Annotated in this window: 19 protein-coding genes and 1 pseudogene; 12 read left to right on the top strand and 8 right to left on the bottom strand. The window is 42.2% G+C overall.

The genetic code is table 11. The annotated features are described in order from the left end of the window. Positions 1-378: 378 nt before the first annotated feature. Positions 379-831, top strand: a complete 453-nt coding sequence (locus WD019_RS18190) for an ASCH domain-containing protein (protein WP_425712379.1) — start codon at positions 379-381, stop codon at positions 829-831. Between the two features lie 77 nt (positions 832-908). Further along, positions 909-1,412 (top strand): DinB family protein, encoded by a 504-nt coding sequence (locus tag WD019_RS18195; RefSeq protein WP_425712380.1) that lies wholly within the window; start codon positions 909-911, stop codon positions 1,410-1,412. A 697-nt stretch (positions 1,413-2,109) separates the two neighbouring features. Here WD019_RS18195 and WD019_RS18200 read toward each other — a convergent pair. Beyond that, on the bottom strand, positions 2,110-3,027 hold the full coding sequence (locus tag WD019_RS18200; RefSeq protein ID WP_026678904.1) for an aldo/keto reductase: 918 nt from the start codon (positions 3,025-3,027) through the stop codon (positions 2,110-2,112). A gap of 257 nt (positions 3,028-3,284) precedes the next feature. Here WD019_RS18200 and WD019_RS18205 point away from each other — a divergent pair, with 257 nt between their 5' ends. Further along, on the top strand, positions 3,285-6,179 hold the full coding sequence (locus WD019_RS18205) for a S8 family serine peptidase (protein WP_425712381.1): 2,895 nt from the start codon (positions 3,285-3,287) through the stop codon (positions 6,177-6,179). Positions 6,180-7,186: 1,007 nt separating this feature from the next. On the opposite strand, the gene yeiL is transcribed toward WD019_RS18205, so the two are convergent. Next, the gene (yeiL, locus tag WD019_RS18210; RefSeq protein WP_425712382.1) at positions 7,187-7,867 is read right to left on the bottom strand and encodes a transcriptional regulator YeiL; all 681 of its coding nucleotides are present in this window, start codon (positions 7,865-7,867) and stop codon (positions 7,187-7,189) included. An 80-nt stretch (positions 7,868-7,947) separates the two neighbouring features. On the opposite strand from yeiL, the gene WD019_RS18215 reads away from it, so the two are divergent. Beyond that, a complete protein-coding gene (locus WD019_RS18215) occupies positions 7,948-9,120 on the top strand; it encodes an MFS transporter (protein ID WP_425712383.1) in 1,173 nt (390 codons plus the stop codon). A 439-nt stretch (positions 9,121-9,559) separates the two neighbouring features. On the opposite strand, the gene WD019_RS18220 is transcribed toward WD019_RS18215, so the two are convergent. The 3 genes from WD019_RS18220 to WD019_RS18230 are packed head-to-tail and all read right to left on the bottom strand — an operon-like array spanning position 9,560 to position 11,485. Further along, on the bottom strand, positions 9,560-10,237 hold the full coding sequence (locus WD019_RS18220) for a hypothetical protein (RefSeq protein ID WP_425712384.1): 678 nt from the start codon (positions 10,235-10,237) through the stop codon (positions 9,560-9,562). Further along, positions 10,234-11,130, bottom strand: a complete 897-nt coding sequence (locus WD019_RS18225) for an ABC transporter ATP-binding protein (protein ID WP_425712385.1) — start codon at positions 11,128-11,130, stop codon at positions 10,234-10,236. The genes WD019_RS18220 and WD019_RS18225 overlap by 4 nt, the downstream gene beginning before the upstream one ends. Then, the gene (locus WD019_RS18230; protein WP_026678909.1) at positions 11,123-11,485 is read right to left on the bottom strand and encodes a GntR family transcriptional regulator; all 363 of its coding nucleotides are present in this window, start codon (positions 11,483-11,485) and stop codon (positions 11,123-11,125) included. Before WD019_RS18230 ends, WD019_RS18225 begins: the two co-directional genes overlap by 8 nt. Positions 11,486-11,864: 379 nt before the next feature. Here WD019_RS18230 and WD019_RS18235 point away from each other — a divergent pair. The 5 genes and pseudogenes from WD019_RS18235 to WD019_RS18255 form a co-directional block, all read left to right on the top strand. Beyond that, positions 11,865-12,120: pseudogene (locus tag WD019_RS18235) on the top strand (VCBS repeat-containing protein); the annotation flags it as partial. A gap of 55 nt (positions 12,121-12,175) precedes the next feature. After that, entirely contained in the window at positions 12,176-12,610 is a 435-nt protein-coding gene (locus WD019_RS18240) for a hypothetical protein (protein WP_425712386.1), read from the top strand. A gap of 662 nt (positions 12,611-13,272) precedes the next feature. Continuing rightward, the gene (locus WD019_RS18245; RefSeq protein WP_425712387.1) at positions 13,273-14,382 is read left to right on the top strand and encodes a glycosyltransferase; all 1,110 of its coding nucleotides are present in this window, start codon (positions 13,273-13,275) and stop codon (positions 14,380-14,382) included. Further along, positions 14,372-16,006 carry a glycosyltransferase gene (locus WD019_RS18250; protein WP_425712388.1) on the top strand — a complete coding sequence of 545 codons (1,635 nt, stop codon included), beginning with the start codon at positions 14,372-14,374 and terminating at the stop codon, positions 16,004-16,006. Before WD019_RS18245 ends, WD019_RS18250 begins: the two co-directional genes overlap by 11 nt. A 655-nt stretch (positions 16,007-16,661) precedes the next feature. After that, entirely contained in the window at positions 16,662-17,798 is a 1,137-nt protein-coding gene (locus WD019_RS18255) for a collagen-like protein (protein WP_425712389.1), read from the top strand. Positions 17,799-17,834: 36 nt separating this feature from the next. Here WD019_RS18255 and WD019_RS18260 read toward each other — a convergent pair whose 3' ends face one another. Further along, entirely contained in the window at positions 17,835-18,146 is a 312-nt protein-coding gene (locus tag WD019_RS18260; RefSeq protein WP_425712390.1) for a hypothetical protein, read from the bottom strand. Between the two features lie 504 nt (positions 18,147-18,650). Between WD019_RS18260 and WD019_RS18265 the strand changes: the two genes are divergently transcribed. Continuing rightward, positions 18,651-18,950, top strand: coding sequence for a hypothetical protein (locus tag WD019_RS18265; protein ID WP_425712391.1), 300 nt, complete (start codon positions 18,651-18,653; stop codon positions 18,948-18,950). Positions 18,951-19,128: 178 nt separating this feature from the next. Here WD019_RS18265 and WD019_RS18270 read toward each other — a convergent pair whose 3' ends face one another. Both WD019_RS18270 and WD019_RS18275 read right to left on the bottom strand, forming a co-directional pair. Beyond that, entirely contained in the window at positions 19,129-19,398 is a 270-nt protein-coding gene (locus WD019_RS18270; protein WP_035351654.1) for a hypothetical protein, read from the bottom strand. Positions 19,399-20,218: 820 nt separating this feature from the next. Beyond that, positions 20,219-21,085, bottom strand: coding sequence for a LysR family transcriptional regulator (locus tag WD019_RS18275; RefSeq protein WP_026678919.1), 867 nt, complete (start codon positions 21,083-21,085; stop codon positions 20,219-20,221). Between the two features lie 91 nt (positions 21,086-21,176). On the opposite strand from WD019_RS18275, the gene WD019_RS18280 reads away from it, so the two are divergent. Beyond that, positions 21,177-22,139, top strand: coding sequence for a DMT family transporter (locus WD019_RS18280; RefSeq protein ID WP_425712392.1), 963 nt, complete (start codon positions 21,177-21,179; stop codon positions 22,137-22,139). A gap of 169 nt (positions 22,140-22,308) precedes the next feature. Beyond that, positions 22,309-23,064: a class I SAM-dependent methyltransferase gene (locus WD019_RS18285; RefSeq protein WP_425712393.1), complete on the top strand. Its 756-nt coding sequence runs from the start codon at positions 22,309-22,311 to the stop codon at positions 23,062-23,064. Positions 23,065-23,433 lie beyond the last annotated feature (369 nt).

The following is a 23,433-nucleotide window of genomic DNA, read 5'->3' on the forward strand; positions in this document are numbered from 1 at the left end:
TGAAAGAGGGTTTCAACAGATATTTTAAGGGAGTTTTTGGGAATCTATTTATAATAAAAGAAAGATTTATTTCCCGTGTGTCGAAGTATCCACCAGACTACAGTTATGCTGCCGGTTTTAAAGGTGCGGGAATTGTAGCCCGAAAAAAATAAGGCCATGGGCGGTTCATTCTGGTTATGGCCTCACTATTCTAAATAAAGGTGCGGCTCTTTTAAAAAGTACGTTATAAATGTCTTTCGCGCGGTATTCGAAGTCCTTTTTCATAAAAGAGAATGCAGAGAACGCCTATCATGAAGAAAAGAATATGAACTTGTTCGAAACGAAAAAATGAGCGGAAAAACATAGCTTAAAGAAACGTTTTTACAAAGGAGGATTAATATGAACCAGGCAGCACAAATCTATTGGGATGAATTTTGGAAGTCTCAAGGCCAAGAAAAACCAAAATCAGTAAGTGCGTGGCAATTTGGAGCAAGTCCAGACCAATTAGCGCAATTGGTAATAGATGGTGTGAAAACAGCGACATGTTCCGGGTTAATTTTTTATGAGATGGAAAGCGAGCCACTGCCTTCTGTTGGAGATTATAGCGTAATTTTAACTAGTCAAGACGAACCTGCAGCGATAATAAAAACGACTGATGTGAAAATCATGCCAATGAATGAAGTTCCTGAGGAGTTTGCAATTGCAGAAGGCGAAGGAGATCGAACGTATCAATATTGGAAAGAAACTCACGAAAACTTCTTTACTAAAGAATTAGCAAAAGTAGGACTTGAATTTTCCGAAGATATGTTATTAGTTTGTGAACGCTTTAAATTAATTGATGTAAAAAAATAAGAAATGCCCTGGGATGAATCTATCAATAGAAAATTTGATACAATTAAATTACTCTCTTGAATTGGAGGAATTTCTACATGTATGTAACGATTTCAGACTTTATTAAGGAATGGAACAAGGAAGCCAAACTGACCCAAAACGTTTTAGATGGTTTGACAGATGAATCATTAAAACAGCCAGTTTATCATGAGGGACGCACTTTAGGAAGGATCGTCTGGCACTTTACCACCAACATTCCAGAATATCTAGCTCATTTTGGGTTGAAGGTAGAGAAAGTTGATCATGCGGATAATGTCCCAACTTCAGCTAAAGAAATTTCTGAAACCTTTAAAAAGGTAAGTGCCCAGGCAGCTCAAGCCATTGAACAACAGTGGGAAGATGAGACTTTGAAGCAGGTTCAAAATGCATTTGGAAGGGAAGAAACCAACGCTTCAATATTGATGGGGCTAATTAAACATATTGTCCATCACCGGGGACAAGCAACCATTCTCATTCGCCAGGCGGGGTTAAAACCTTTCGGGGTTTATGGACCGCCAAAAGAAGATTGGGTTCATTTAGGGGTAGAAAACCCGCCGCTTTAACAACGGACAAGGGAGGAACTTAGTGCGGCCAGTTGCCTGCAAAATTGCCTATTAAGCATTCCTCCATTCTATATGCGAAATGAAAATGGCCAATAAATGCAGCGCAGAATATTTCGTTATGATGAGAGTAAGATATGACAAAGGGACAATGTTTATCGTAGTTTGAAAATCAGTTTAAAGCTTGAATGGACTCCCCCCTATAGAATTTGGGGGGAGTTTTTTAGGAAGAGGTTGTTTTGCATGGCGTTCTAGTGCCACGTTAGTAATAAGACATTCGTTATTTTAAGAACACTTCGTTAGAGCTGTGAAATGAGGAAAAACGATTCACGAATTGTTTCATCATTTAAAATGATTTCACTCGCGGACAATAAGTGCTCTTATTTGGACAATAAGTCATCCGGTTGAGACAATAACATCTTACTTTTGGACAAATAAGTGTACAAAATACTAAATTTATTGTCCGACTGAGGCTACTTTTTGTCCGATGGTATCTTTTTATTGTCGTAAATTAACTGTCTATTGTCCAAATGCTATGAAAATAGCATCACACTAGAGAAATTTGATCCTGTTTTTGGTTCCGTCTTCTTATCCTCTTGAAGCTGAAGGGGTAGTACTAAAATCATGTTCAAGTAAAATTTTTCCATAAAAAGAAAAAGGAAAGCGGTCCAAGAATGCCACTTCCCTTTATTTTCCTATTCTAAGGCAGCTTGTTTCCCGCTGCGAGATAAAGTTCATACCACTCTTTTCTCGTCAGTTCGATGTCCGAGGCTTTGGCGATGTCTTTTAGCCGTTTTGGATTCATCGTCCCGACAACGGGCTGGATGTTTGCCGGATGGCGCAAAATCCATGCGATCGCGATTGCGGAATCGGTGACGCCTTTTTTCTCGGCAAGTTCCTGTAGCCTGGCATTCACTTCAGGGAAATCCTTGTTGCCGATAAACGGCCCTTCGATCATCCCATGCTGGAACGGCGACCATGCCTGGACGGTGATATTGTTCAAACGGCAATAATCGAGAGCACCGCCGTCCCGGACAATGGCAGGATCATGCATCATGTTTACATTGAGGCCGGCATCGATCATTGGGGTATGTACAATGCTAAGTTGCAGCTGGTTGATGATGATGTCTTGCTTCAAGTGCCTCCTCAATAATTCCATTTGTAGCGGATTCTGGTTGCTGACGCCAAAATAACGGACTTTGCCGCTTTCCTTCAGAATAGAAAAAGCTTCAGCCACTTCTTCCGGTTCGAACAATGCATCCGGGCGGTGAAGCAGCAAAATGTCGATGTAATCGGTTTGCAAGCGACGAAGGCTTCCGTCAACCGATTCAAGAATATGTTCCTTCGAAAAATCAAAGAACCCTTTTCGAATCCCGCACTTTGTCTGGATGATCATTTTTTCGCGGATATCGTCGTTCATGCCGATTGCCCGGGCGAACACTTCCTCCGATTTGCCGCCGCCGTAAATATCCGCATGGTCGAATAAGTCCACACCGGCTTCCATTGCATTCTCAATGACATAAGCCGCGTCTTTTAAAGAAAGCTCACTCATCCGCATACAGCCAAGTGAAATTTCTCCTGCTTTAACATCACTGCCGCCTAACCTGATTTTTTTCATTGAAACACCCCTCGCATCTAAGTTAACTCTAGTTTAACACGCGATAACAAAATCTTGGCTGATAACGTTTTCTATCAAAATACTCACGAAAAACTTAAATGTTAATCTCTGAATGTAAATTGAACACCTATTAGGAATGTGAAAAAGAAATCCATCATTAGAGCAATTATCCAAAAAAACAGGAGAAATGTCACTTCAAAAAATGCTAGTTTTGTAATATGATAGGAAATTGAATACAAAGGATAGGAGGTTTGTTCATGAGGAAAAAAAGATTCAAGGGTATCGCCGCGCTATTTTTGATAATAGCGTTATGCGTAAGCCTGATCCAGCCAAAGGTTTCATTCGCAAGCGGGGATTCTGCCGATGAGACGACTGAGTTGCAAAAAGGACAGGCGGTAGAAGGGAAGTTTTCGGAACCCGGACAAATTCACTGGTACAAAATTACCCCTCATAAAGAGGATGTCTTCAAAGATACGCATATGAGAATAAAAGTATCGGGTGATCTCGGCATTGTAATGTCTGTTTACCCGGATGCGGAACGTGCAAAAAAAGACATCACATTTAGTAAATACCGAAGCATGATCGATGAAAACAATACATCCGAGGTTGATTTGCCTTATGCCTGGGAAGGGCCATACTATATTAAGGTGGAGTATGCAGGTACTGGCGATGAAGAGGAAAACGGAGCTCCAGGCAATTCTGATCAACCGTCCAGCGCTTCTTATTCCCTCAAGTTTGATGGCGTCAAGCTCCCTCCTTCCGAAGACCTTGGAGATGAAGGGGAATGCCCTGTTGAATTAAGTGCCGGAAAAGGAAAATCAGGCAAAGCGTTAGTGGACCAGCTACGCATCGTGCGGGACGGTCTGCTGGCAAAAACAGAGCAAGGGAAGAAACTAACCGATTTATATTATAAAATGGCTCCATACATAGCCGTGAAAATGATCGTACACAAGGATGCAAGAGAAGCGGTTTACAACAATCTTGTTCAACTGAAGCCTGTATTTAATGAATTGGTTAAATCAGGCGACAAAACGGATTATGTACTGACTGAAAAAGATGCAAAAGCGATCAATGAATTATATGGGATTGTAATGGACTATGCGCCAGAGTCGGCGAAAAAGGAGATTCAAGCCATAGCAGAACAAGTTGACATCGCCCACTTGAAAGGGAAGAAATTGTCAGCCGTTCTTGACCAGGCAGGACTCGTTGTTAAAGACTACGCGCAAAACCGGGTGATCGTCAAACTGAAAGAAGGGGCATCCATTAGCTCCTTAAACAAAAAAGCAAAATCATACAACATTCAATCGACAAACATCACCGCTTTACATGCCAAAGATGAAGTCGCAGGCAATCTTTACGTCATGAACGTAAATAACAATAGCCAGATGCAGGCGGCGAAATTGGACAGGCTGCCAGAAGTAGAGTTTGCAGAGCCTGTGTATCAATACCATCAATATTCAACAGATGTCCAATATGATTATCAATGGGCGCTAAAGAACAATGGAGGGTTTGGGAAACAAGGTGCTGACATTCAATATGAAAAGCTCCAGTCCCTCATCCACCAAAGAAAATTGAATGAAACGTTAATCGCTGTTGTCGATACAGGGGTGGACGCCACACTTACTGATTTGAAAGGCAAAGTGGACACCAATCTTGGAAAAAATTTCATTCCTCGCATTCCTACGAATGACGCGAATGATGACAATGGCCATGGTACGCATGTCGCCGGGATTATAGCGGCAGAAAGCGATAACGGCTATTCTATGGCAGGAATTCACCCGAAAGCGAAAATTATGCCTGTCAAAGTGTTGGACAGCTCTGGAAGTGGAGGTACAGATCAAATCGCCATGGGAATCAAGTATGCGGTCGACCATGGAGCGAAAGTGATCAACCTGAGCCTCGGAGGAACTCCAAGCAGGGTCATCGAATCGATGTTGAAATACGCGGCATCCAAAAATGTGACGGTCGTCGCGGCAAGTGGTAATGAAGGAACAAACATGGTAGGCTATCCAGCTTCATCAAAATACGCAATCGCCGTTGGAGCTACGAATCAACTGGACATTGTTGCGGATTTTTCAAATTATGGGCCGCAATTGGATGTAGTGGCTCCGGGAGCGTCCATTCCGAGCCTTTTACCAAACGGCAATGTCACCTATCTTGACGGCACTTCCATGGCAACGCCTCATGTTGCCGCAGTGGCAGGATTACTGTTAGCGGAAAACCCGAAACTGACCCCGGGTGAAGTGGAGCGCATTTTAACGCTGACAACAAACGATGTTGCAGTCGATGAGGTTGCACAAGGCGATTATGAGGACGGCAGTCCATTTAAGGCACCTCCGGGATTTGACCTTGCCTCGGGCTGGGGACGATTGAACGCTTTTAAAGCAGTGAGCATGGTTGAATTGAACTTTAAAGTGAACGAAATAAAAGATACGGATGCCTTTGTCACTGGATCAGCGAAGCCAGGAACGCTGATTACGGTAAAAAGTAAAAGCAAAACACTTGGTTCCGCAAAAGCGGGCGCCGATGGCCATTTTAAAGTGGCGATCAAGTATCAAAAAGCGAATGAAGTTCTTCATGTATTCGCTCAAAGCCCTGACCAAAAAGCAATGACGTCGGCAAAAATCGCCGTTCAAAAAAATCAGCCGCCGGCCAAGCCGAAAGTGAACACGGTTAGCGACCGTGACCAAACGGTAACCGGGAAAACGGTCGGAAATGCCGTTGTAAAAGTCAGAAATGCGGCGAAAAAAGTGATCGCCACGGCAAAAGCCAACAGTAAAGGCGAATTCAAAGTAAAAATTGCCAAACAAAAAGCCGGAACAACACTTTATGTGACAGCGACGGACGTATGGAACCGTGAAGGACAAGCGGCTAAAGTGACTGTAAAAGACAAAACGCCGCCCCATGCCCCGAAAGTCAATACGGTTGACGACAGAGACACCACTGTCACGGGAAAAACAGAAGCGAAAGCAAGCGTCATTGTAAAATATAAAGGGAAGACAATTGGCACAAAACAAGCTGACTCAAAAGGAATGTTCAAAGTAGCGATTAAAAAGCAAAAAGCCGGATCTGTTCTTTATGTTACGGCAAAAGATTCAGCCGGAAATACAAGCAAGGCAACGAAAACGACTGTAAAAAAAGCAAAGAAATAAAAAATGGCTGCCCGGACTTTTTTCCGCGGCAGCCCTTTTGTCTTTCGATTAGGAAATGATAAAACTTCATTGCTTATTTAGTGGGGATTTATTGACGGTAGAGGCCTTTTTTATACCGCGGGATCTGAAATTGTCCAGCAGAAGCAGCCTCAAGGACACTTTTCACGTTTGGGGATCTGAAAATGTCCGATAGAAGCAATCTCAAGGACATTTTTCACGTCCTGAGAGTAAAATTTGTCCGATAGAAGTGTTCTCAAGGCCACTTTTCATGCCCGGAGACCAAATTTTGTCCGATAGAAGCAATCTCAAGGCCACTTTTCATGCCCGGAGACCAAATTTTGTCCGATAGAAGCGATCTCAAGGACATTTTTCACGCCCGGAGACCAAATTTTGTCCGATAGAAGCGATCTCAAGGACACTTTTCATGCCCGGAGAGTAAAATTTGTCCGATAGAAGCAATCTCAAGGACGCTTTTCATGCCCGGAGAGTAAATTTTGTCCGATAGAAGCGATCTCAAGGACACTTTTCATGCCCGGAGAGTAAAATTTGTCCAATAGAAGCGATCTCAAGAACACTTTACATGCCCGGAGAGCAAAATTTGTCCGATAGAAGTGTTCTCAAGAACACTTTACATGCCCGGAGAGCAAAATTTGTCCGATAGAAGTGTTCTCAAGGACATTTTTCACGTCCTGAGAGCAAAATTAGTCCGATAGAAGCGATCTCAAGGACACTTTTCACGTCCAGAGAGCAAAATTAGTCCGATAGAAGCGATCTCAAGGACATTTTTCACGTCCTGAGAGCAAAATTAGTCCGATAGAAGCGATCTCAAGGACACTTTACATGCCCGGAGAGCAAAATTTGTCCGATAGAAGCAATCTCAAGGCCACTTTTCATACCCGGAGACCAAATTTTGTACGATAGAAGTGTTCTCAAGGACATTTTTCATGCCCGGAGAGTAAAATTTGTCCGATAGAAGCGATCTCAAGGCCACTTCCTGGAGAACTGCTTCATTGATGACTAAAATTCGTTAATTTCTCCGCCAATTTAACTAACGGGCAGTGCTGCTCAATGCGATAGTGGCGCCCTTCCTTTTTCAAATACCCTTTCTCACAAAATTGGGCAAGTACATGCAATAAATGCCGATAGGAGACGCCTAAAAAATCGCAAACGGTCACGTGCTTTTCCTTATAGACCCCTTCATCTGCGGTTTGCAAAATAAAATCCGCAAGCCGGTTCTCAAGCGGGAAGGCGAGACTTTGTGAATACTTTCCAGCCATATAGGTTGCTTTTATACTTAAAAACTTGGTGAGTTCTCGCAAGAATGTCGCGTCTTCTAGCATTCGCGTGCGATAGTGGCGAAAAGGGAGAGCAAAGCAAACGGTCTTCGTAGAAGCCTGTATTCCTTTTGTGTAGTACACTTCATTAACTAATTCCATTTCCCCGATAAAATCATTCGCATGAATAAAATTAATTAAAGAAACTTTCCCATTTTGATGCGTCACATAAATCTTTGCTCTTCCTTCAATGACATAAAATAAAAAATCCGGCCGCATACCTTCTTGAATGATCCATTCACCGCGCCCGTATTCATGCACTTGAATGAACTCTTCAACCGGAAAAGAAAACAAATGGCTAATGGAGTGTTCATCCAAATAGCGCTGCCTTTTCTCCTTTTTATAAATTTTCATGGCCCACCTCAAAAATAGGAGATATCTCATATTATTGTACGTTTCTCCATGATATCATGCAAACAATGGGGGGATACGGAATGAACACACAACATTGGATGAGCAGACAGTTTTTTAGCTTTTATATCACATGGGGCATTTTTCTGCCTTATTGGACTGGATGGATGATTCATGCAAAAGGAATTACGGTGTCCCAGGCGAGTTTGATCATGAGCCTGGGCCTGGTTGCCAGAGGCATTGCCACATTAGTTGCGTTCCCTTATTTTTCAGGGAAGTTCAGCAGTAAGACGTTATTGAATGTGATGGCCATCGGCACGCTTGGCGCTATTGTTTGCTGCGTTCCGGCAGATTCCTTTGCTAGCTTGCTTATGGCAACGTTGCTTTTGCATTTCTTTTACCCGACGTTGATGCCTGCTTTAGACAGCGCAGCGGGCGTCCTTGTCCAAAGCAATCAATTGCGGGACTACGGGAAAAGCCGTTCGTGGGGATCCATCGGGTTTGTCGTCGCCGGCATGATCTTAACCGTCTTTACAGGGGCATTTGGGGATAAAGTGATTGTATGGGCGCTTCTATTCGGCACATTGGCATTCATGGGTCTTGGCTTTATGCGCGCACCCGATGTTTTATCCGAGAAACCGCAAAGAGATCAACAAAAAAAAGGCGGCATGCTGAAATTATTTCATATCAAACACTTTGGCCTGGTACTGATTATTGTCATATTGCTACAAGCGGCCCACGCTTCTTATTACAGTTATGGCTATATTTTCTTGCAAGAAATCCATGCGCCGGTCTATTTAATTGGAGTGATTATTAACATTGCCGTGATCGCAGAAATCATTTTTTTCTTCATCGCAGACCGGTTCTTTCATCAATTTTCAGTAGGTTCCTTGTTGGCACTGGCGGCATTTGGTTCAACAGTGCGCTGGATTGCAGTATTTGCTTTTCCAAATGTCATCGTTTTCAGTATCGCGCAAACCTTGCATGCCTGCTCATTTGCAATGGGGCATTATGCGTTTATGAAATACTTAATCCAAAATATACCGCATGCGCAAATTCCGAAAGCGCAGGGCGTCTATTCGGCGCTGGCACTAAGCTGGAGCACTGCAGTTCTTACGATTTTTGGCGGCTTTTTATACGAAATTGAGCCAAGATACGCCTTTCTCGGGATGATTCTATGTACCATCCCATCGATGGTGTTTGCGCTTGTTTATCGGAAAGTTGAATACAAAAAGGAAAGTGCGGTTGCTATATAATGTTTAAACAAGCCGGAAGTCCCCATTCTTAAGCTAAATGAAAGGGCGGCTAACCAATGAAAATGGGATGTAAGAATATGTTGATTCGGACAACATTCTTACATCCTTCTTTTTCGTTTTTTTTGATCCCCGTAGCCATATTTGCATCCGACGGTTCGTAACGATTTTGATAGAGTGCCTGAAAGCTTGAGTGTTGATGGCTGTGCAAAACGACAAACATGAAGTGCTGGTTGCTGATCGAGAGGTGAATTTTTTCAGGATGTAGAAAATAATCAATTCATTCGCTACTTGCAGCATGATACAAAACTTTATCCCACGTTGTGATCCCGCCTAAAAACGTAACTCTACTTGTAATGCCGGCGTGGCGGCCAGATGGTCACCACGCACGGAATCAGCCAAAAATATACTAGAGTTATTGAGCGATTTCAATCGCAGGCTCTTAGATCGTCGCCTTTCGAAGGAACAAATACGATAGGGCCGCATAAATGCAGCTGGCAAGCAAGATCCATAAAACAAGCAGGTTCGGGTGATGGGCGATCCATTGGAAGATAGGAATCCACCATTGGAAATACGTGAAAAGAAGACTTAAAACGGTAAGAAGCAGAACTAACAAAACGAATAACCATAACATTCCGCTTCGGCCGAACCGTTGGTAGATGCTGTAGATAATAAACCCGGATAGACACATATGTGTCAGCAAAATAAAGAAAATCCCGAACTGCCAGATGATATTCGTGTTAAAAGCATTCAGCAAGCTAAAAAAGTGGATCTTGTATCCCCAGCCTCCCGTCAGGTCGCTTTCAATGAAAGAAAATATGGAAAGAATGGCGGCTGAAATGGCGCTTACGATCAAACTGACGGCCATCATACCAAGAAAATAGTCTTTTCTCCTGACGCTTAATCCCAGAGAAAATGGAAAGGTCTGGATCGGGATGGTAATGCCTGCGACAAACATGAAGATGAAAATAGATGCCACGCCTCCGGTATATAGCCCGCCTTTATCATTGACGAGGACGGCGATCAATAGATTCACCGCAAAGCTGAAAAGCAGAGTGGTCCATGGCAAGATCATCCAGATCAATTTGTACTTCATATGCATTTTCAATACTGGATTCATTGATTGATCGCCGCCTTTCTTTGTGAATTGTGATTGGTCAGGTGGATGATTAGCTGCTGCATGGAAACCGGGTTGATTTCCAATCCAAGCTCTTTAGCTTGCGAACGAGTTTTGGAGTTCAAGTCTCCCATTACAATCGCCTGGGCCATGCCGCCGATCGCTTCACGGCTTAATGTCTCTCTTCCAACCGTAAAAGCATCTACCTTTTTAGAAGGGCCAGCGACGCTAAATGCCCGTCTGCGAATAGCTTCCGCTTCCTCATTAATCATCAGCCTTCCATCGTCGATGACGAGCACATGCTCCAGCATTTTGCTCACTTCGTCAATTAAATGGGTCGATAAGATGATGGTCCGTGGATGCGTTCCATAATCCTCTAACAATCGGTCGTAAAAAATGCTTCTAGCGACCGCATCAAGCCCTAAATAAGGTTCATCAAAAATAGTAAGCGGCGCCCGGCTTGCAAGCCCAACGACGATACCAACAGAAGAAAGCATCCCGCGCGACAGCTTTTTGATTCTGCGTTTTACTGGAAGCCTGAAATCTTCAATAAGAGAGTCAGCATACTCCCGGTCCCAGTTAGGGAAAAATGATGAGCAAAGATCCAGGACGTCGGCAATGCGGAAAATGTCCGGGTACTTCTGGCTTTCTTTAATAAAACAAACCTGGTTTAATACTGAGCGGTTCTCATAAGGGTTTTCGCCAAACACTTTAATTTCCCCACTTGTTGGGAAAAGCTGGGCTGTGATCATTTTCATGACCGTCGTTTTGCCGGCACCGTTTCTGCCAAGCAAGCCATAGATTTTTCCCGCTTCGAGTGAAAAATTGACATCATGAACGACGGTGTGATGGCCATACGACTTTGTCAGATGATTCACTTCGATCACTTTATTCATCGATTTTGTCTCCTTTTTGAATCATTTTTGTTAATTCCTCTCTAGTGATGCCAAGCTTTTCGGCCTCATGGATCATTGACACCACATACTGCTCAAAAAAAAGTTCTCTCCGCTTTTTGATTAATTTCTCACGGGCGCCTGTAGCGACAAACATGCCTACACCTCGCTTTTTGTACAAAATTCCCTGGTCTACCAGCAGATTCACTCCCTTTCCTGCAGTCGCCGGATTGATCTGATAAAAGGACGCAAACTGATTCGTTGAAGGAACCTGTGATTCTTCGAGCAGCCCGCCTTCGATGATGTCATTTTCGATTCGTTCAGCAATTTGCACGTAAATAGGACGGCTGTCATCTATCAACGTTCCACTTCCTCCCTGGTTACTATGTTGGTTAATTACTTATGTAATTAACTATAGAGGGTGTGAGATGATTTGTCAATGGATGAATTGCCTGATTTTTTTAGAAGGAAAAAATTATATTAAAACCTTCTTTGAAACTATAATTCAACTTCCCCGCATATAATTTGTCAATGGAACAACGAGGCAGGTGGGGAGAACGTGGACATGTAGCCGGAAATACGATCCGTTTTTACTGCGCCAAAATACAGGAAATGAATCACCTGTATTACTGGCACGGCCTGGATGAAACCCAGGCAAGAGCTGGATGGATAAATGAAGCGCTGCAAACGATTAACGCCGCATTGGCGTTTTATCCATCAAGAGAGGAATTCTTAAAGAAAAGTATATTTTTGACCTTGCTTATAAGGGGAAAAACTATTTGTCTGAACTATATAACAGGAATGATTGAAGGCTGGGTCAATCCTTTATCGGGGCTATATCCGATTGATTTTGACAGGGACGGCACGAATGAACTTGAAGCGCATCCAAAGATAGCGGGGAGGTACTCGGATATATGCAGACCGTCTTGAAATGGAACAGGCGGGAGTTTGCTGCTGAGACAAAATGTCGCCATCTTCGGAGGGGAAGTGTAGCTGTTTTGAACCGTTTTTATGTTCAGCAGAGAGTAAGCAACTAAAGGAGGGGCATATGTTTTTCATTATGGCATCGTTCTTGCCCATTGTATTTGTCGTAGTTCTTATTTTTATGGTGATGTATGCAGTCAAACAAAAAGATAAAGGGAGAGAAAATGTGTTGAAGCACGTTTATATTTATTTAGTCTTATTCGCCACGTTGATGATGACGATAGGAGGCGGGATTTCCATTTTTATGGCGGTCTCTGATCTGGTGAGCCCTGCCGGCTATTACCAGAGTTTTTCGGAATTTAAAGAAATGAAGAGTATGGACAACAAAAAGCAGCATGCAGATGAAGCAGAATGGCGGGATGAGTACCAACAAATGGTTCAAGACGAAAAAGATCGAACCAAAGACAGCGCGATGAATCAATTGCTTAAAAGCTTCGGATTTATCGTCATCCCGCTTCCAGTATTTCTCTACTTTAATCGCATGCGCAAGCAAACATAAAAGGGAATCCGGCGGCGATAGGTTACCACTTCTTCACTGAACAACCTCCATTTTAGGCGGCTAAAAGAACGAATCGGCCGCCTTTTCAGCTTCTTTAATAAGCCTATATCCCACTATGCTATCGGGTACTGCGATATTCATCAAGTATATAGAGCCCTTTCTTCTCAGCTGCTTTCTTGATTAGACATAATTCATCGCGCATTCGATCCGACAGAATCCCTTTTTCAATATTTTTTTGAATCTCTCGATAAAATTCTTGTAAGAGATCAATAGGCAACTCCTCATAAAGTCGAATGATCATCACCTCTATTGGAAAATGCTTCTTCTTTCCTTCATAAATAGTTTAACATTTTAGGGAAAAGTTTGCTTCATTGTTTTTGCTTTGTACTGTCCGGGTCAAAAAAGCAAAATAATAGAAGTCTATGAATGAAAAAGGTTGCCCACTGGCAAATGCGCTTCATACAAGCCCTTGATCACCTCTTTCATGAACCTCTCTCTTTTTAAAGATAATCTTATCCTTCCGCCCACTCATTCCCCCTTTCTCTTATTGTTTGGGAAACACCTGTTTTTCACAGGAACAACCCTTTGGAAAATGAATAATTTGGTTGTGTAGAATGCTTAAACCATTTTAGCAATGTTGGACGGACGAAAGAGGGAGGAGCATGGACTTACAGACCATTAGCTTATGCATGATTGTAAAAAACGAAGAAGCCATTATCGGAAGGTGCCTTGATTCGGTAAAGGATTTAGTAGATGAAATCGTGATTGTTGATACTGGATCGGATGATAAGACGATGGAAATTTCCAAACAGTATACCGATTATGTATACCCGTTTGAATGGAAAGATGATTTTTCTCTCGCCCGCAATTATTCTTTTAGCAAAGCGACTAAAGATTTTATTTTTTGGTTAGATGCCGACGATGTAATGCTAGAAAACGACCGGAAAAAATTCAAGGAACTTAAAGAGCGCCTGAATGATTCCATAGATGCCGTATCAATGAATTACCATTTAGCGTTTGACGATAAGAATCAAGTGACACATAGTTTGCGAAGGAACCGGCTGGTAAAAAGGGAAAGGAAGTTCAAGTGGATTGGCGCCGTTCATGAATATCTAGAGGTGTATGGAAACATTGTAGAAAGTGATGTCAACATTACACATAAAAGCGTGAAAACGGAAAAGACGGACAGGAATTTGAAAATTTATGAATCGATGATGGCAAAAGGGATCGATTTTTCCCCTAGAGATTTATATTACTATGCAAACGAATGTTTCGAACATCGGCTTTATGATAAAGCCATTCAATCGTATATGAAGTTTTTAGAGTCGAAAAGAGGTTGGGTTGAAGATTGCATTGCGACTTGCGGAAAGCTTGCAGATATCTATTTAGCCAGAGGCGACCATGAGAAAGCTGTGCACTATATTGTAACATCTTTTGAATATGACCTTCCGCGAGCCGATCAGTGCTGCAGGCTCGGTTTTATTTACCTTGCACAGAACCAGATTGAAAAAGCGATATTTTGGTATGACCTTGCGACAAGGCTGAACATCGACAAGATTAAACAAAGGGGAGGGCTTATCAACTATAGCTGTTATACCTGGCTGCCCCATATTCAGCTCTGTGTCTGCTATGACCGGTTAGGAGAGTATCTGCTGGCGTACGAGCATAATGAGAAAGCACGGTCATATGACCCGGATAACGCTTATGCGAAGTACAACAAATCGTATTTGGAAGAAAAACTGAGACAAATGGGAGGAAATCATGCCGACTAGTTGGTATCAAGCTGTTTCGCAACTTATAGACCTGGTTGTCCAGGACAATCCTCAGTCGATATTGGATGTAGGGGTAGGCTTCGGAAAATACGGGGTATTGCTGCGGGAGGCGCTGGATATTCCGCATGAAAGGTATTCGAAAGAACAATGGCAAGTAAAAATAGACGGTGTTGAAGGCTTTTCCGGGTACCAAAACCCTATCCATTCGTACGTTTATAACCAGATGTATTATGGAAATATCGTCAATCTCATTGACCAATTAGGGAAATATGACACGATTCTATTAATTGATGTTCTGGAACATTTTCAAAAAGACGAAGGCTTAAGGCTCATTGCAAGCCTGCTAGAACATGCAAACAAGTCTTTAATCATTTCCACGCCCATTTATCCGGGAGAGCAAAAGGAATATATTGGAAACCAGCTCGAGGAGCATAAAAGCAGATGGAGCATCGTTGATCTAGTTGAATTCGATTGTAGTTATCAAAAATTAGATATTGGTGATAACGGGGCACATGTATTTAAGCTTTATCCGAATAAAAAAAGAAGTCCTGAAACCCTGTACCATCGCACTCTTACGGCTGACGCAAACATGAAATTGACAATCGGGTACCTTCTTCCGCATCACAATTTGACAGGCGGCCTCAAGATGTTGCTTCAGCAGATGAAATGGCTGCGAAAAAGCGGTCACCGTATTTATGCCTTTTATAAGGGCACAGGTGAAAAGGCTTTGCCATCCTGGTTTGAGTTGGAAGTTGATAAGGAAATCGTTGTCCCGCCCAATGACTCATTTGTCCATTATATTAAAGAATGCGATATTGCCATGGCGGGATGGATGAGCCAACTCCCTGAGCTAAAATCTTCGCCTGTCCCCATCGTTTATTGGGAACAGGGGTACGAATGGCTGTTTGGCGACATTCCTGAGTCAATGAATGTTTCAGCGATAAGGAAATATTTAAAGGAATGTTATGATACTTCCATCCCCATTATCTCCGTCTCATCCACCGTATCCAAACTATTGAAATCCCGTTTCCTTATAGACGCCCCGGTCATTACCAATGGAATCGATGTGGATCTATACCATCCTTCGAAGAAGAAGAAAAGCTCAAAAATGACGATTTTGCTGGTTGGAAACCCTGGATTATCTTTTAAGGGATTTGACGTTGCTTTAATGGCTTTGAACAATTTATGGACGGCAGGCCATTTGTTTTCCGTAGACTGGATTTGTCAATATCAGCCTGATCTCCATGCCCCATTTCCGTTAAATTTTATCGTTCAGCCAGATCAAAAGAACCTGGCGGATATTTATCGAACGGCTGACATTTTCATCTTCACTTCATGGTATGAAGGGTTTGGAATGCCACCGCTTGAAGCGATGGCTTCTGGAGTCCCTGTCATTTCAACAAAATGCGGGGGAGTGGAAGAGTATGCCCGCTCCGGACAAAATTCCATTTTAGTTGAACCAGGCGATGTTCCTGCATTGACCTGGGCACTTTCCTATCTCATTGATCATCCAGAAGTAAGAAATGAATTAGCCGAAGCTGGAAGGAATACGGCACTTCAGTATAGCTATGGCAATGTCATCAAAGAATTGGAGGATTATTTGCTAACGAGCATTAGACGCTAAAATTCCAAAAAGTACAAGTCTCACCATAAGCTCGATCAGCTTTATGGTGGTAATTCCTTATTTCTCTAGTACCCTTTCAGCCAATAAAGTTCTTATTTTCAAGAATCCATTTTCGCCTGTGAAAAAATAGAAGCAAACTTCTCTAGTGTGGTAGTGTGGTGCTATTTTCATGGCATTTGGACAATAAACAATGGAGTTCCGACAATAAATCATTTCCATCGGACAATAAATGGCCTGAGTCGGACAATAAAATGAGTAGTTTTTTCGCTTATTGTCCAAAAGTAAGATGTTATTGTCTAAACCGGATGACTTATTGTCCAAATAAGAGCACTTTTTGTCCGAGAACGAACTCATTTTACATCATGTAACGATTCGTGATCGTTTTTCCTCATTTCACAGATCCAACGAGGTGTTCTTAAAATAACGAATGTTCGATTACTGAAATTCAAACTATTTTTCTAGAAGGGGCACTAGAAACTATCCCTTTATTGACGTCGTAAAGATGGGCTTGCCATCTTTTCTGTTTTAAAATGGCGATTTTTCAAAACTAGACAAACAAATTAATTGAAGAGGGTATAGATAAAATCCAAACAAAACCAACCCTAAATTTATATATTAAGTAGTATACAATTTATGGTAGGGTGAATGGGGAGAAATGAAAAAAAAATCAAGAAGAACAAAACTTATTAAAAATAAGGAAAAACGAAGAAAAGAAGAAGCTATTGATAACCCTATAGATGATTTGGTTTCTGAAATTGTTAATTTAATAACATTATTATTAAAACTTTCATTATGCCCTATACTTCCTTGTTACCCAAGTGGCCCTACCGGACCAACAGGTGCAACTGGACCAACGGGAGCAACAGGATCAACAGGAGCAACAGGATCAACAGGAGCGACGGGGCCAACCGGAGCCACCGGGCCGACCGGACCAACAGGAGCGACCGGGGTCACTGGATCAACAGGAGTAACCGGATCAACAGGATCTACTGGAGTCACTGGTGCAACCGGACCAACAGGAGATACAGGTCCAACCGGAGCAACTGGGGCGACTGGTCCAACAGGGGCAACTGGAGCAACCGGAGTAACTGGAGCCATCGGACCAACAGGAGCCACCGGAGCAACCGGGATCACTGGAGCAACAGGAGCAACAGGAGCTACAGGAGTAACCGGAGCAACGGGGCTAACCGGAGCAACGGGGCTAACCGGAGCAACCGGGATCACTGGAGCGACAGGACCAACCGGAGTAACTGGATCCACCGGAGCAACAGGACCAACAGGAGCGACCGGGGTCACTGGATCAACAGGGGCTACAGGAGTAACCGGAGCAACTGGAGCAACAGGACCAACAGGAGCGACCGGAACACCATTTAGTTCCTATGGTTATGTTTACAATACTGGTGCTCAAACTGTTAATCCAAGTGCAGATGTTTCATTTAACACAAATGGCCCTATGGCGGGGGGGATAGCCCACCCAACTAGCACGACGATTACTGTTGCCAATGGCGGGGATTACCTTGTGATTTTTGAGGTCACGCCAATGATTACCGGATCTAATACTTCCGCAGCTTATGCTATTGTATTAAATAATGTAGTTCAAGCTTCCATCCGTTATGGGCAAATTGGGGCAAATAGTACTAGTCCTAACCTTGTTGGTGCAGCTATTTTAACGATTCCGGCTGGATCGACATTGTCCCTTCGCAACATAGGAACAACTGCCGATCCACTTGAAGCAACTATAGAGGGTGCAGCAATTATTAATGCCTCTTTGCGATTGTCAAGAGTTGGTTAAGAATGAAGGATGGGGATGCTCATGCGGCATTTCAATTCATTCGAACTTCGGAAAACCGAAAACCGCTTGTTCTATGGATAATGCAACAAAAATGGAATATAAGTTAATTGTTGTAGCATAAGCCATCCATGCTTTTCCAGATAGAAAACCTCGAACATCGGCTAAAATAGCCGAATTCGAGGTTTTATTGTTCATATTGCTTTCTACAGGGCTCACTTTGTTATCTTTTAATTGACGAATAGCATTCAACTTTTTCATTTTACTTAATGCTTTACGTTCTGAGCGAAATTTGTGCCTTTTGTATTTGTTTTGTCTGCCGTTACCAAAAAACGCGTATTTTTTCATCATCAACTTCTGTTCCTTCAATAGTAGGAATGGTGCCCTCCACTTACCAGACTTTTGTACGATTCGGAGTGTTCCTAACTTGTATTTAAGCAAATCGAAGTTTCGATTCTTTTCTTTTTATCCACTAACGAAGCACGAATAGGGGTTTTCATTACTTTTCTTATTAACCATGTTGGCATTGAAATATAAGTTAAATCAAACGAATAATTTTGATTGTTCCAAATGCAGATAGGCTTTTTCAAAACAGGAACAGTCGTGAATGTGCTTTTCTTCGCTTTCTTAAGAGACTATTTGCGGAGGTATTAATGGTAATGCGGGAAGTGTGTATAGCCATAATGACAGTGTTAAAACGCTTCACTTTTTATTTCTAGCAGAATTTCTTCTCGTACACTTGCTGATAAAAAAAGTCAACATCCCAACTTTTAAATCATAGAAAAAAATTAATCGATTTGTCCGTTTCAAAGTCTCTCTTACAAACATTTAATAGATTAAGAGGGGGTGAGATGAATGGGGAAGAAAAACTGTAAAAAAGTGATTTACTGTAAGCCTGAATATATTTATTCGGACACATATACCGAAAAAGAAGTAATTTATGTTCATCCTATCAAACGCATTAACCGAGAGCATATCGAATATGTTCCGCGTCACGTTTATGAAGAGGAAATAATCAATGAAGTGATCGATCCAGGTGAGCCAGGTGCATGCGGATGCGAAGATGGCAAGAAAAGAAGCAGTGGCAAGAAGAAAAGTTCTGGAATGAAAAGAAGCAGTGGAATGAAAAGAAGCACCGGTAAAAGAAGAAGCTAATCCAATTACGCAATCCGCCTAAAAACACCCCAATGTTTTATTAAATCCGTCTCTTTAGAGGCGGATTGTTTGTTGTTTTAAAACAAGAGTCAATGTTACAGCTGTCAGTCCATAAAATGAAGGGATCGCCTGAGGTGGCCATCCCTTTGGTTTGCGAACAATTGAGGATTGAATAAAACTATCTTTTCTTCTTGCAGCAACAACAATTTCTTTTTTTCTTTTTCTTGCATTTCTTTTGATTATCATGAAAATCGCATTTGCCCGGCTCGCCAGTGTCGATGACCTCATTGATCGTCTCTTCCACTTCAACATGACGTGGAACATATATGACATGTTCTCGATTAATGTGTATGACAGGGCGGACATAGATCACTTCTTTTTCTTTGCTTGTGCCGCTGCATTTAGGATGATGGCAAATGCGTTTTTTACCTTTCTTTTTTTGGCACATTTCTATCACCTTCTTTATTCTAGTAAATGTTGGAGCAACATGTTTTGGTACTGGCAAATCGCTCATTTTTTGTGGACTTTATACAACGTGTAATGCCTGGCCAAAGTTTTTTTATCGTTTTTTTAAAAAAAGAAAAGGATGAAAAGGAATATTGTCGAAAAGAAAGTCATATGATCCTATTAATAAAAATGATAGGAGGGGTTCTGATGGAATTCTATATGAGGTTGCCCGCGAAGGCTTTGCGGATGTTTTTTATTGAAATTAAGCGAAATTTAGATAGAGGCATAAACATAGACCTGATGAAAAAGGAATTGATCTTGATCCATGAGGCGGCAAGGGCCAGGGACATCAATTTATTTGTTCTGGGATCTGCCAGGAGGAAGTGTGGCTGCTAGGCAATGGGCTTGTTGCGGTCGCTCAACTTTTATCATGATTAAAAGAGAAGGGGGATTAGTATCTTCTTTTATTCAGGCAAGCGACCAACTTCCACTGAATAAACTGCATGATATTACTGGCAGGTTAGTATGCACTATAATTTTCCAGACTAATAGTTCGCAAAGTATAAATGTGCTACTAGCTAGATGAAAGAGAAAAAATACTGGAAGTAGCGTTTTTTTGTTGGCCAAACAGACATTACGTTCTGGTTGGCCTTTTCCGTTATTATATTGTGGGAATTGAAATCTGCATGAAAATAATTGATAAATAAAAAATTTGATTGAAATCTGAAGCTAAAAGATGGATAACATCAAAAAATTGATTGAAATCCACTCTGAGATAATTGATAAGCTAAACTTGCCGATCACAATAAAAATGAAGCAGTTCAGATTGTTGATTTCATGATCTTGATAAACTCTTTTGCCGCATGCGTCGTTTCCTCGAAGGAGTGGGCAATGATGCCGATATCGCGGGTGACTCCCGGATGAATGTCTTTCACGAGCAGCTGATGGGAAACAGAAGATAGCGTAAATGCTGAAATGACGCCGATGCCCAGATTGTTTTTGACCATGTTGACCAATGTTTCGGCATTTTGAACGGTTAAGTTTTCTTTAAACTCAATATCATTTTTTTGAAATACTTTTGCGATAGCGATTTCATGACCGCCTTTGCAAAATATCAATTCGTTGGGATAGGCTAGAAGATCAATCTTTTTCTCTTGATGCAATCGATGATGCCGCGGAATGATCGCCACCATATGGTCATTGCTCAATATTTCATGTTCAAACGGATCAAAAGGAGAGGAAACGATGCCGATATCTGCTGTACGATCTTCCACCCATTCTTTAATTTGATTGGAAGTCCCTTCTAGTAATTCGATGGCAACAAGCGGATATTTAGCCCTGAATGAGGCGATCGCCCGGGGCAAAATATTGGTCGATGCGGCTGGGAAAGAACCGACTTTAATCTTGCCGCTTAACAAGTTATTCTCCCGGTCGGCTACTTGATAGATTTTATTTTCAATTCCTTTTATTTGCCTCGCCAAAATCAAAATTTCTTTCCCGGCTTCAGTCAACATTAATCCCTTTAGCTTATCTCTAATAAATAACTTGACATTGAGGTCCTTTTCTAAATTTTTGACGGCCTTGCTTACTGCAGGCTGCGAGATAAATAACTCTTTTGCTGCTTCTGTAATATTCATTTTTTCCGCGACTTTCATAAAAATGTTCAAGTGATTCCTATTCATAACCAATCAGTTATGCCCCCTATAAAAATAATGTATTGGAGTTATCTATAAATATAGCATATGCTGTAGTCAAATCAATAAGAAAGGGGATTTCAGCATGTTCAACGTTTTTCTGGGCATCATCTCTGTCACTCTGATCTGGGGATATACATGGGTTACAATGAAAATGGGAATCAGCGATATTCCTCCGTTTCTATTTTCAGCCTTACGTCTATTCATAGGGGCGGTTCCTTTGTTCATCCTTCTCGCACTGCAAAGGAAAAAGCTCTCCGCAAGCAAGCGGGATTTTAGAAGCTATTTTCATATGAGCCTATTAATGGCGTTAGGCTATATGGGGATATTGACGTATGGCATGCAATTTGTCGACTCCGGAAAAACATCTTGTTTAGTGTACACAATGCCCATATTCGTCTCGGCCATCAGCCATTTCAAATTGAATGAGAAGCTTACCGCTTATAAAATAGGGGGATTGATTTTTGGCCTGATCGGGCTTTTGTCCATTTTAGGAAAAGATATCATAAATTTCGATTCTAACATACTATTTGGAGAGTCATTGGTTTTAATTTCGGCATTTAGCTGGGCGGCAGCGAATGTTTTCAGCAAACTGAAGTTCAAACATGTCGATGTCATCCATATGAATGCCTGGCAGCTGCTGATGGGGTCCGCCTTTTTATTCCTTTTCCATTTGCTCTTGGAGCCTGATCGTTCGATTGTGTGGTCTGGCCGGGCGGTATTGTCGCTATTGTTCAATGGCCTGTTTTCAACTGCCTTTACATTCGTCGTCTGGTTTTGGGTTCTGAAAAAAATGGATGCTTCGAAAGCTTCGATGGCATTAATGTTCGTTCCAGTTCTCGGCATCCTGTTCGGGTGGCTGCAACTCGGGGAGACGATAACAGTCGGCATCATTGTCGGCGCGCTTCTCATCTGCACGGGAATTTTTATGAACCTATATCCTTTTAAAGGCGCAAAGCAAAGAGGTGTATCATATGAAATGGCATCCTTCGAACAGCGTACTTGCCAGGCGGTCTCTGATTGCCGTGAGAATAATGGCGGGTTGTAACGGGAATTCAACAGATTGGATGAATTGAACAGGCAGTGTGATATATTAAACGATAACATTCATAAAGATGATGGGGTGAAAGGAATGGTTAGAAGGATATAGATAGCCTCCTGAAATCGAACTGTTGTTTATTTTAGGAGGCTACTTCAATCATGGGAGATGTTAAAAGATGAAACAAAACAAATACGATGATCCGAAATTCTTTTCCGCGTACGAGCAAATGCCGCGATCGGTCAAAGGTCTGGAAGCCGCGGGGGAGTGGCATGTACTACAAGCGTTGATGCCTTGCCTGAAAAATAAACGCGTGCTTGATTTAGGATGCGGGTTTGGCTGGCACTGCCGATATGCCCGCGAAGAGCAGGCAAGTTCGGTGGTCGGTGTGGACCTATCTGAAAAAATGCTGCAAAAGGCCCGCGGAAAAACGGATGACTCCCTCATTTCGTACATGAAAATGCCGATTGAAGACATCGATTTTCCGGACGCTTCCTTCGATGTCGTCATCAGTTCACTCGCTCTTCACTACATCAAGTCGTTTGCAGCGATTTGCCAAAAGGTGCATGCTTGTTTGGCGCCCGGGGGACGTTTTCTTTTCTCTGTTGAACATCCCATCTTTACGTGCCTGAGCACACAGGATTGGTTCTATGACGAAAAAGGGAATCGCCTGCACTGGCCGGTGGACGACTATCAAGCAGAAGGCGTGCGGGAGACGACCTTCTTAACCGAGAACGTCATTAAATATCATCGCACTATTTCCACTTACATCAATGACTTGATCGAAGCCGGCTTTACAATAAAAGCAGTCAAAGAGCCCTTGCCCTCCGATGAAATGCTTAAGGCTAATCCCGAAATGGAAGATGAAGCCCGCAGGCCGATGTTTTTAATTATCTCGGCTGAAAAGAGAGAGCTATTTCGGCAATTTAGTTAAAAACGTTCCTTTTTTTAAACTGTATCCTGGACTTAGGGTACAGTTTATTCATTTATTGTCCAATATCAGTCTTTTATTTTCCGAACTTCGAATTTTATTTTCCAAACTCCATATTTTATTTTCAAAAACACGGAAAGGTGTATCCAATCCTTCAGTTACCAGCGCCTATGCCGGCTGGCCATGATCCCGCAGTTGTCGTTGGTGTACCTACGGTGGAATAGGTATCCGGAATATAGCTTACATGGTATGGGTGCACTGGGTAAACATATGGATTATGCCAAAACCAATAGGGTGAAGGCGGGAAGTAGAACTGCCGAAATGGGAGATCGAAGTAGATCATTTCGCACCTTCTTTAACGATTATTTGTTA

Source organism: Fictibacillus sp. Mic-4, from assembly GCF_049843615.1.
GTDB classification, from domain to species: Bacteria; Bacillota; Bacilli; order Bacillales; family Fictibacillaceae; genus Fictibacillus_A; species Fictibacillus_A gelatini.

Bases quoted from the DNA above. Each gene is read 5' to 3' on its own strand.
- WD019_RS18265 (WP_425712391.1), top strand. From the start codon at position 18,651: ATGGGGAAGAAAAACTGTAAAAAAGTGATTTACTGTAAGCCTGAATAT.
- WD019_RS18220 (WP_425712384.1), bottom strand. From the start codon at position 10,237: ATGAATCCAGTATTGAAAATGCATATGAAGTACAAATTGATCTGGATG.
- WD019_RS18250 (WP_425712388.1), top strand. From the start codon at position 14,372: ATGCCGACTAGTTGGTATCAAGCTGTTTCGCAACTTATAGACCTGGTT.
- WD019_RS18215 (WP_425712383.1), top strand. From the start codon at position 7,948: ATGAACACACAACATTGGATGAGCAGACAGTTTTTTAGCTTTTATATC.
- WD019_RS18285 (WP_425712393.1), top strand. From the start codon at position 22,309: ATGAAACAAAACAAATACGATGATCCGAAATTCTTTTCCGCGTACGAG.
- WD019_RS18240 (WP_425712386.1), top strand. From the start codon at position 12,176: ATGTTTTTCATTATGGCATCGTTCTTGCCCATTGTATTTGTCGTAGTT.
- WD019_RS18195 (WP_425712380.1), top strand. From the start codon at position 909: ATGTATGTAACGATTTCAGACTTTATTAAGGAATGGAACAAGGAAGCC.
- WD019_RS18270 (WP_035351654.1), bottom strand. From the start codon at position 19,398: ATGTGCCAAAAAAAGAAAGGTAAAAAACGCATTTGCCATCATCCTAAA.
- WD019_RS18260 (WP_425712390.1), bottom strand. From the start codon at position 18,146: ATGATGAAAAAATACGCGTTTTTTGGTAACGGCAGACAAAACAAATAC.
- WD019_RS18205 (WP_425712381.1), top strand. From the start codon at position 3,285: ATGAGGAAAAAAAGATTCAAGGGTATCGCCGCGCTATTTTTGATAATA.
- WD019_RS18255 (WP_425712389.1), top strand. From the start codon at position 16,662: ATGAAAAAAAAATCAAGAAGAACAAAACTTATTAAAAATAAGGAAAAA.
- WD019_RS18245 (WP_425712387.1), top strand. From the start codon at position 13,273: ATGGACTTACAGACCATTAGCTTATGCATGATTGTAAAAAACGAAGAA.
- WD019_RS18225 (WP_425712385.1), bottom strand. From the start codon at position 11,130: ATGAATAAAGTGATCGAAGTGAATCATCTGACAAAGTCGTATGGCCAT.
- yeiL (WP_425712382.1), bottom strand. From the start codon at position 7,867: ATGAAAATTTATAAAAAGGAGAAAAGGCAGCGCTATTTGGATGAACAC.
- WD019_RS18200 (WP_026678904.1), bottom strand. From the start codon at position 3,027: ATGAAAAAAATCAGGTTAGGCGGCAGTGATGTTAAAGCAGGAGAAATT.
- WD019_RS18280 (WP_425712392.1), top strand. From the start codon at position 21,177: ATGTTCAACGTTTTTCTGGGCATCATCTCTGTCACTCTGATCTGGGGA.
- WD019_RS18190 (WP_425712379.1), top strand. From the start codon at position 379: ATGAACCAGGCAGCACAAATCTATTGGGATGAATTTTGGAAGTCTCAA.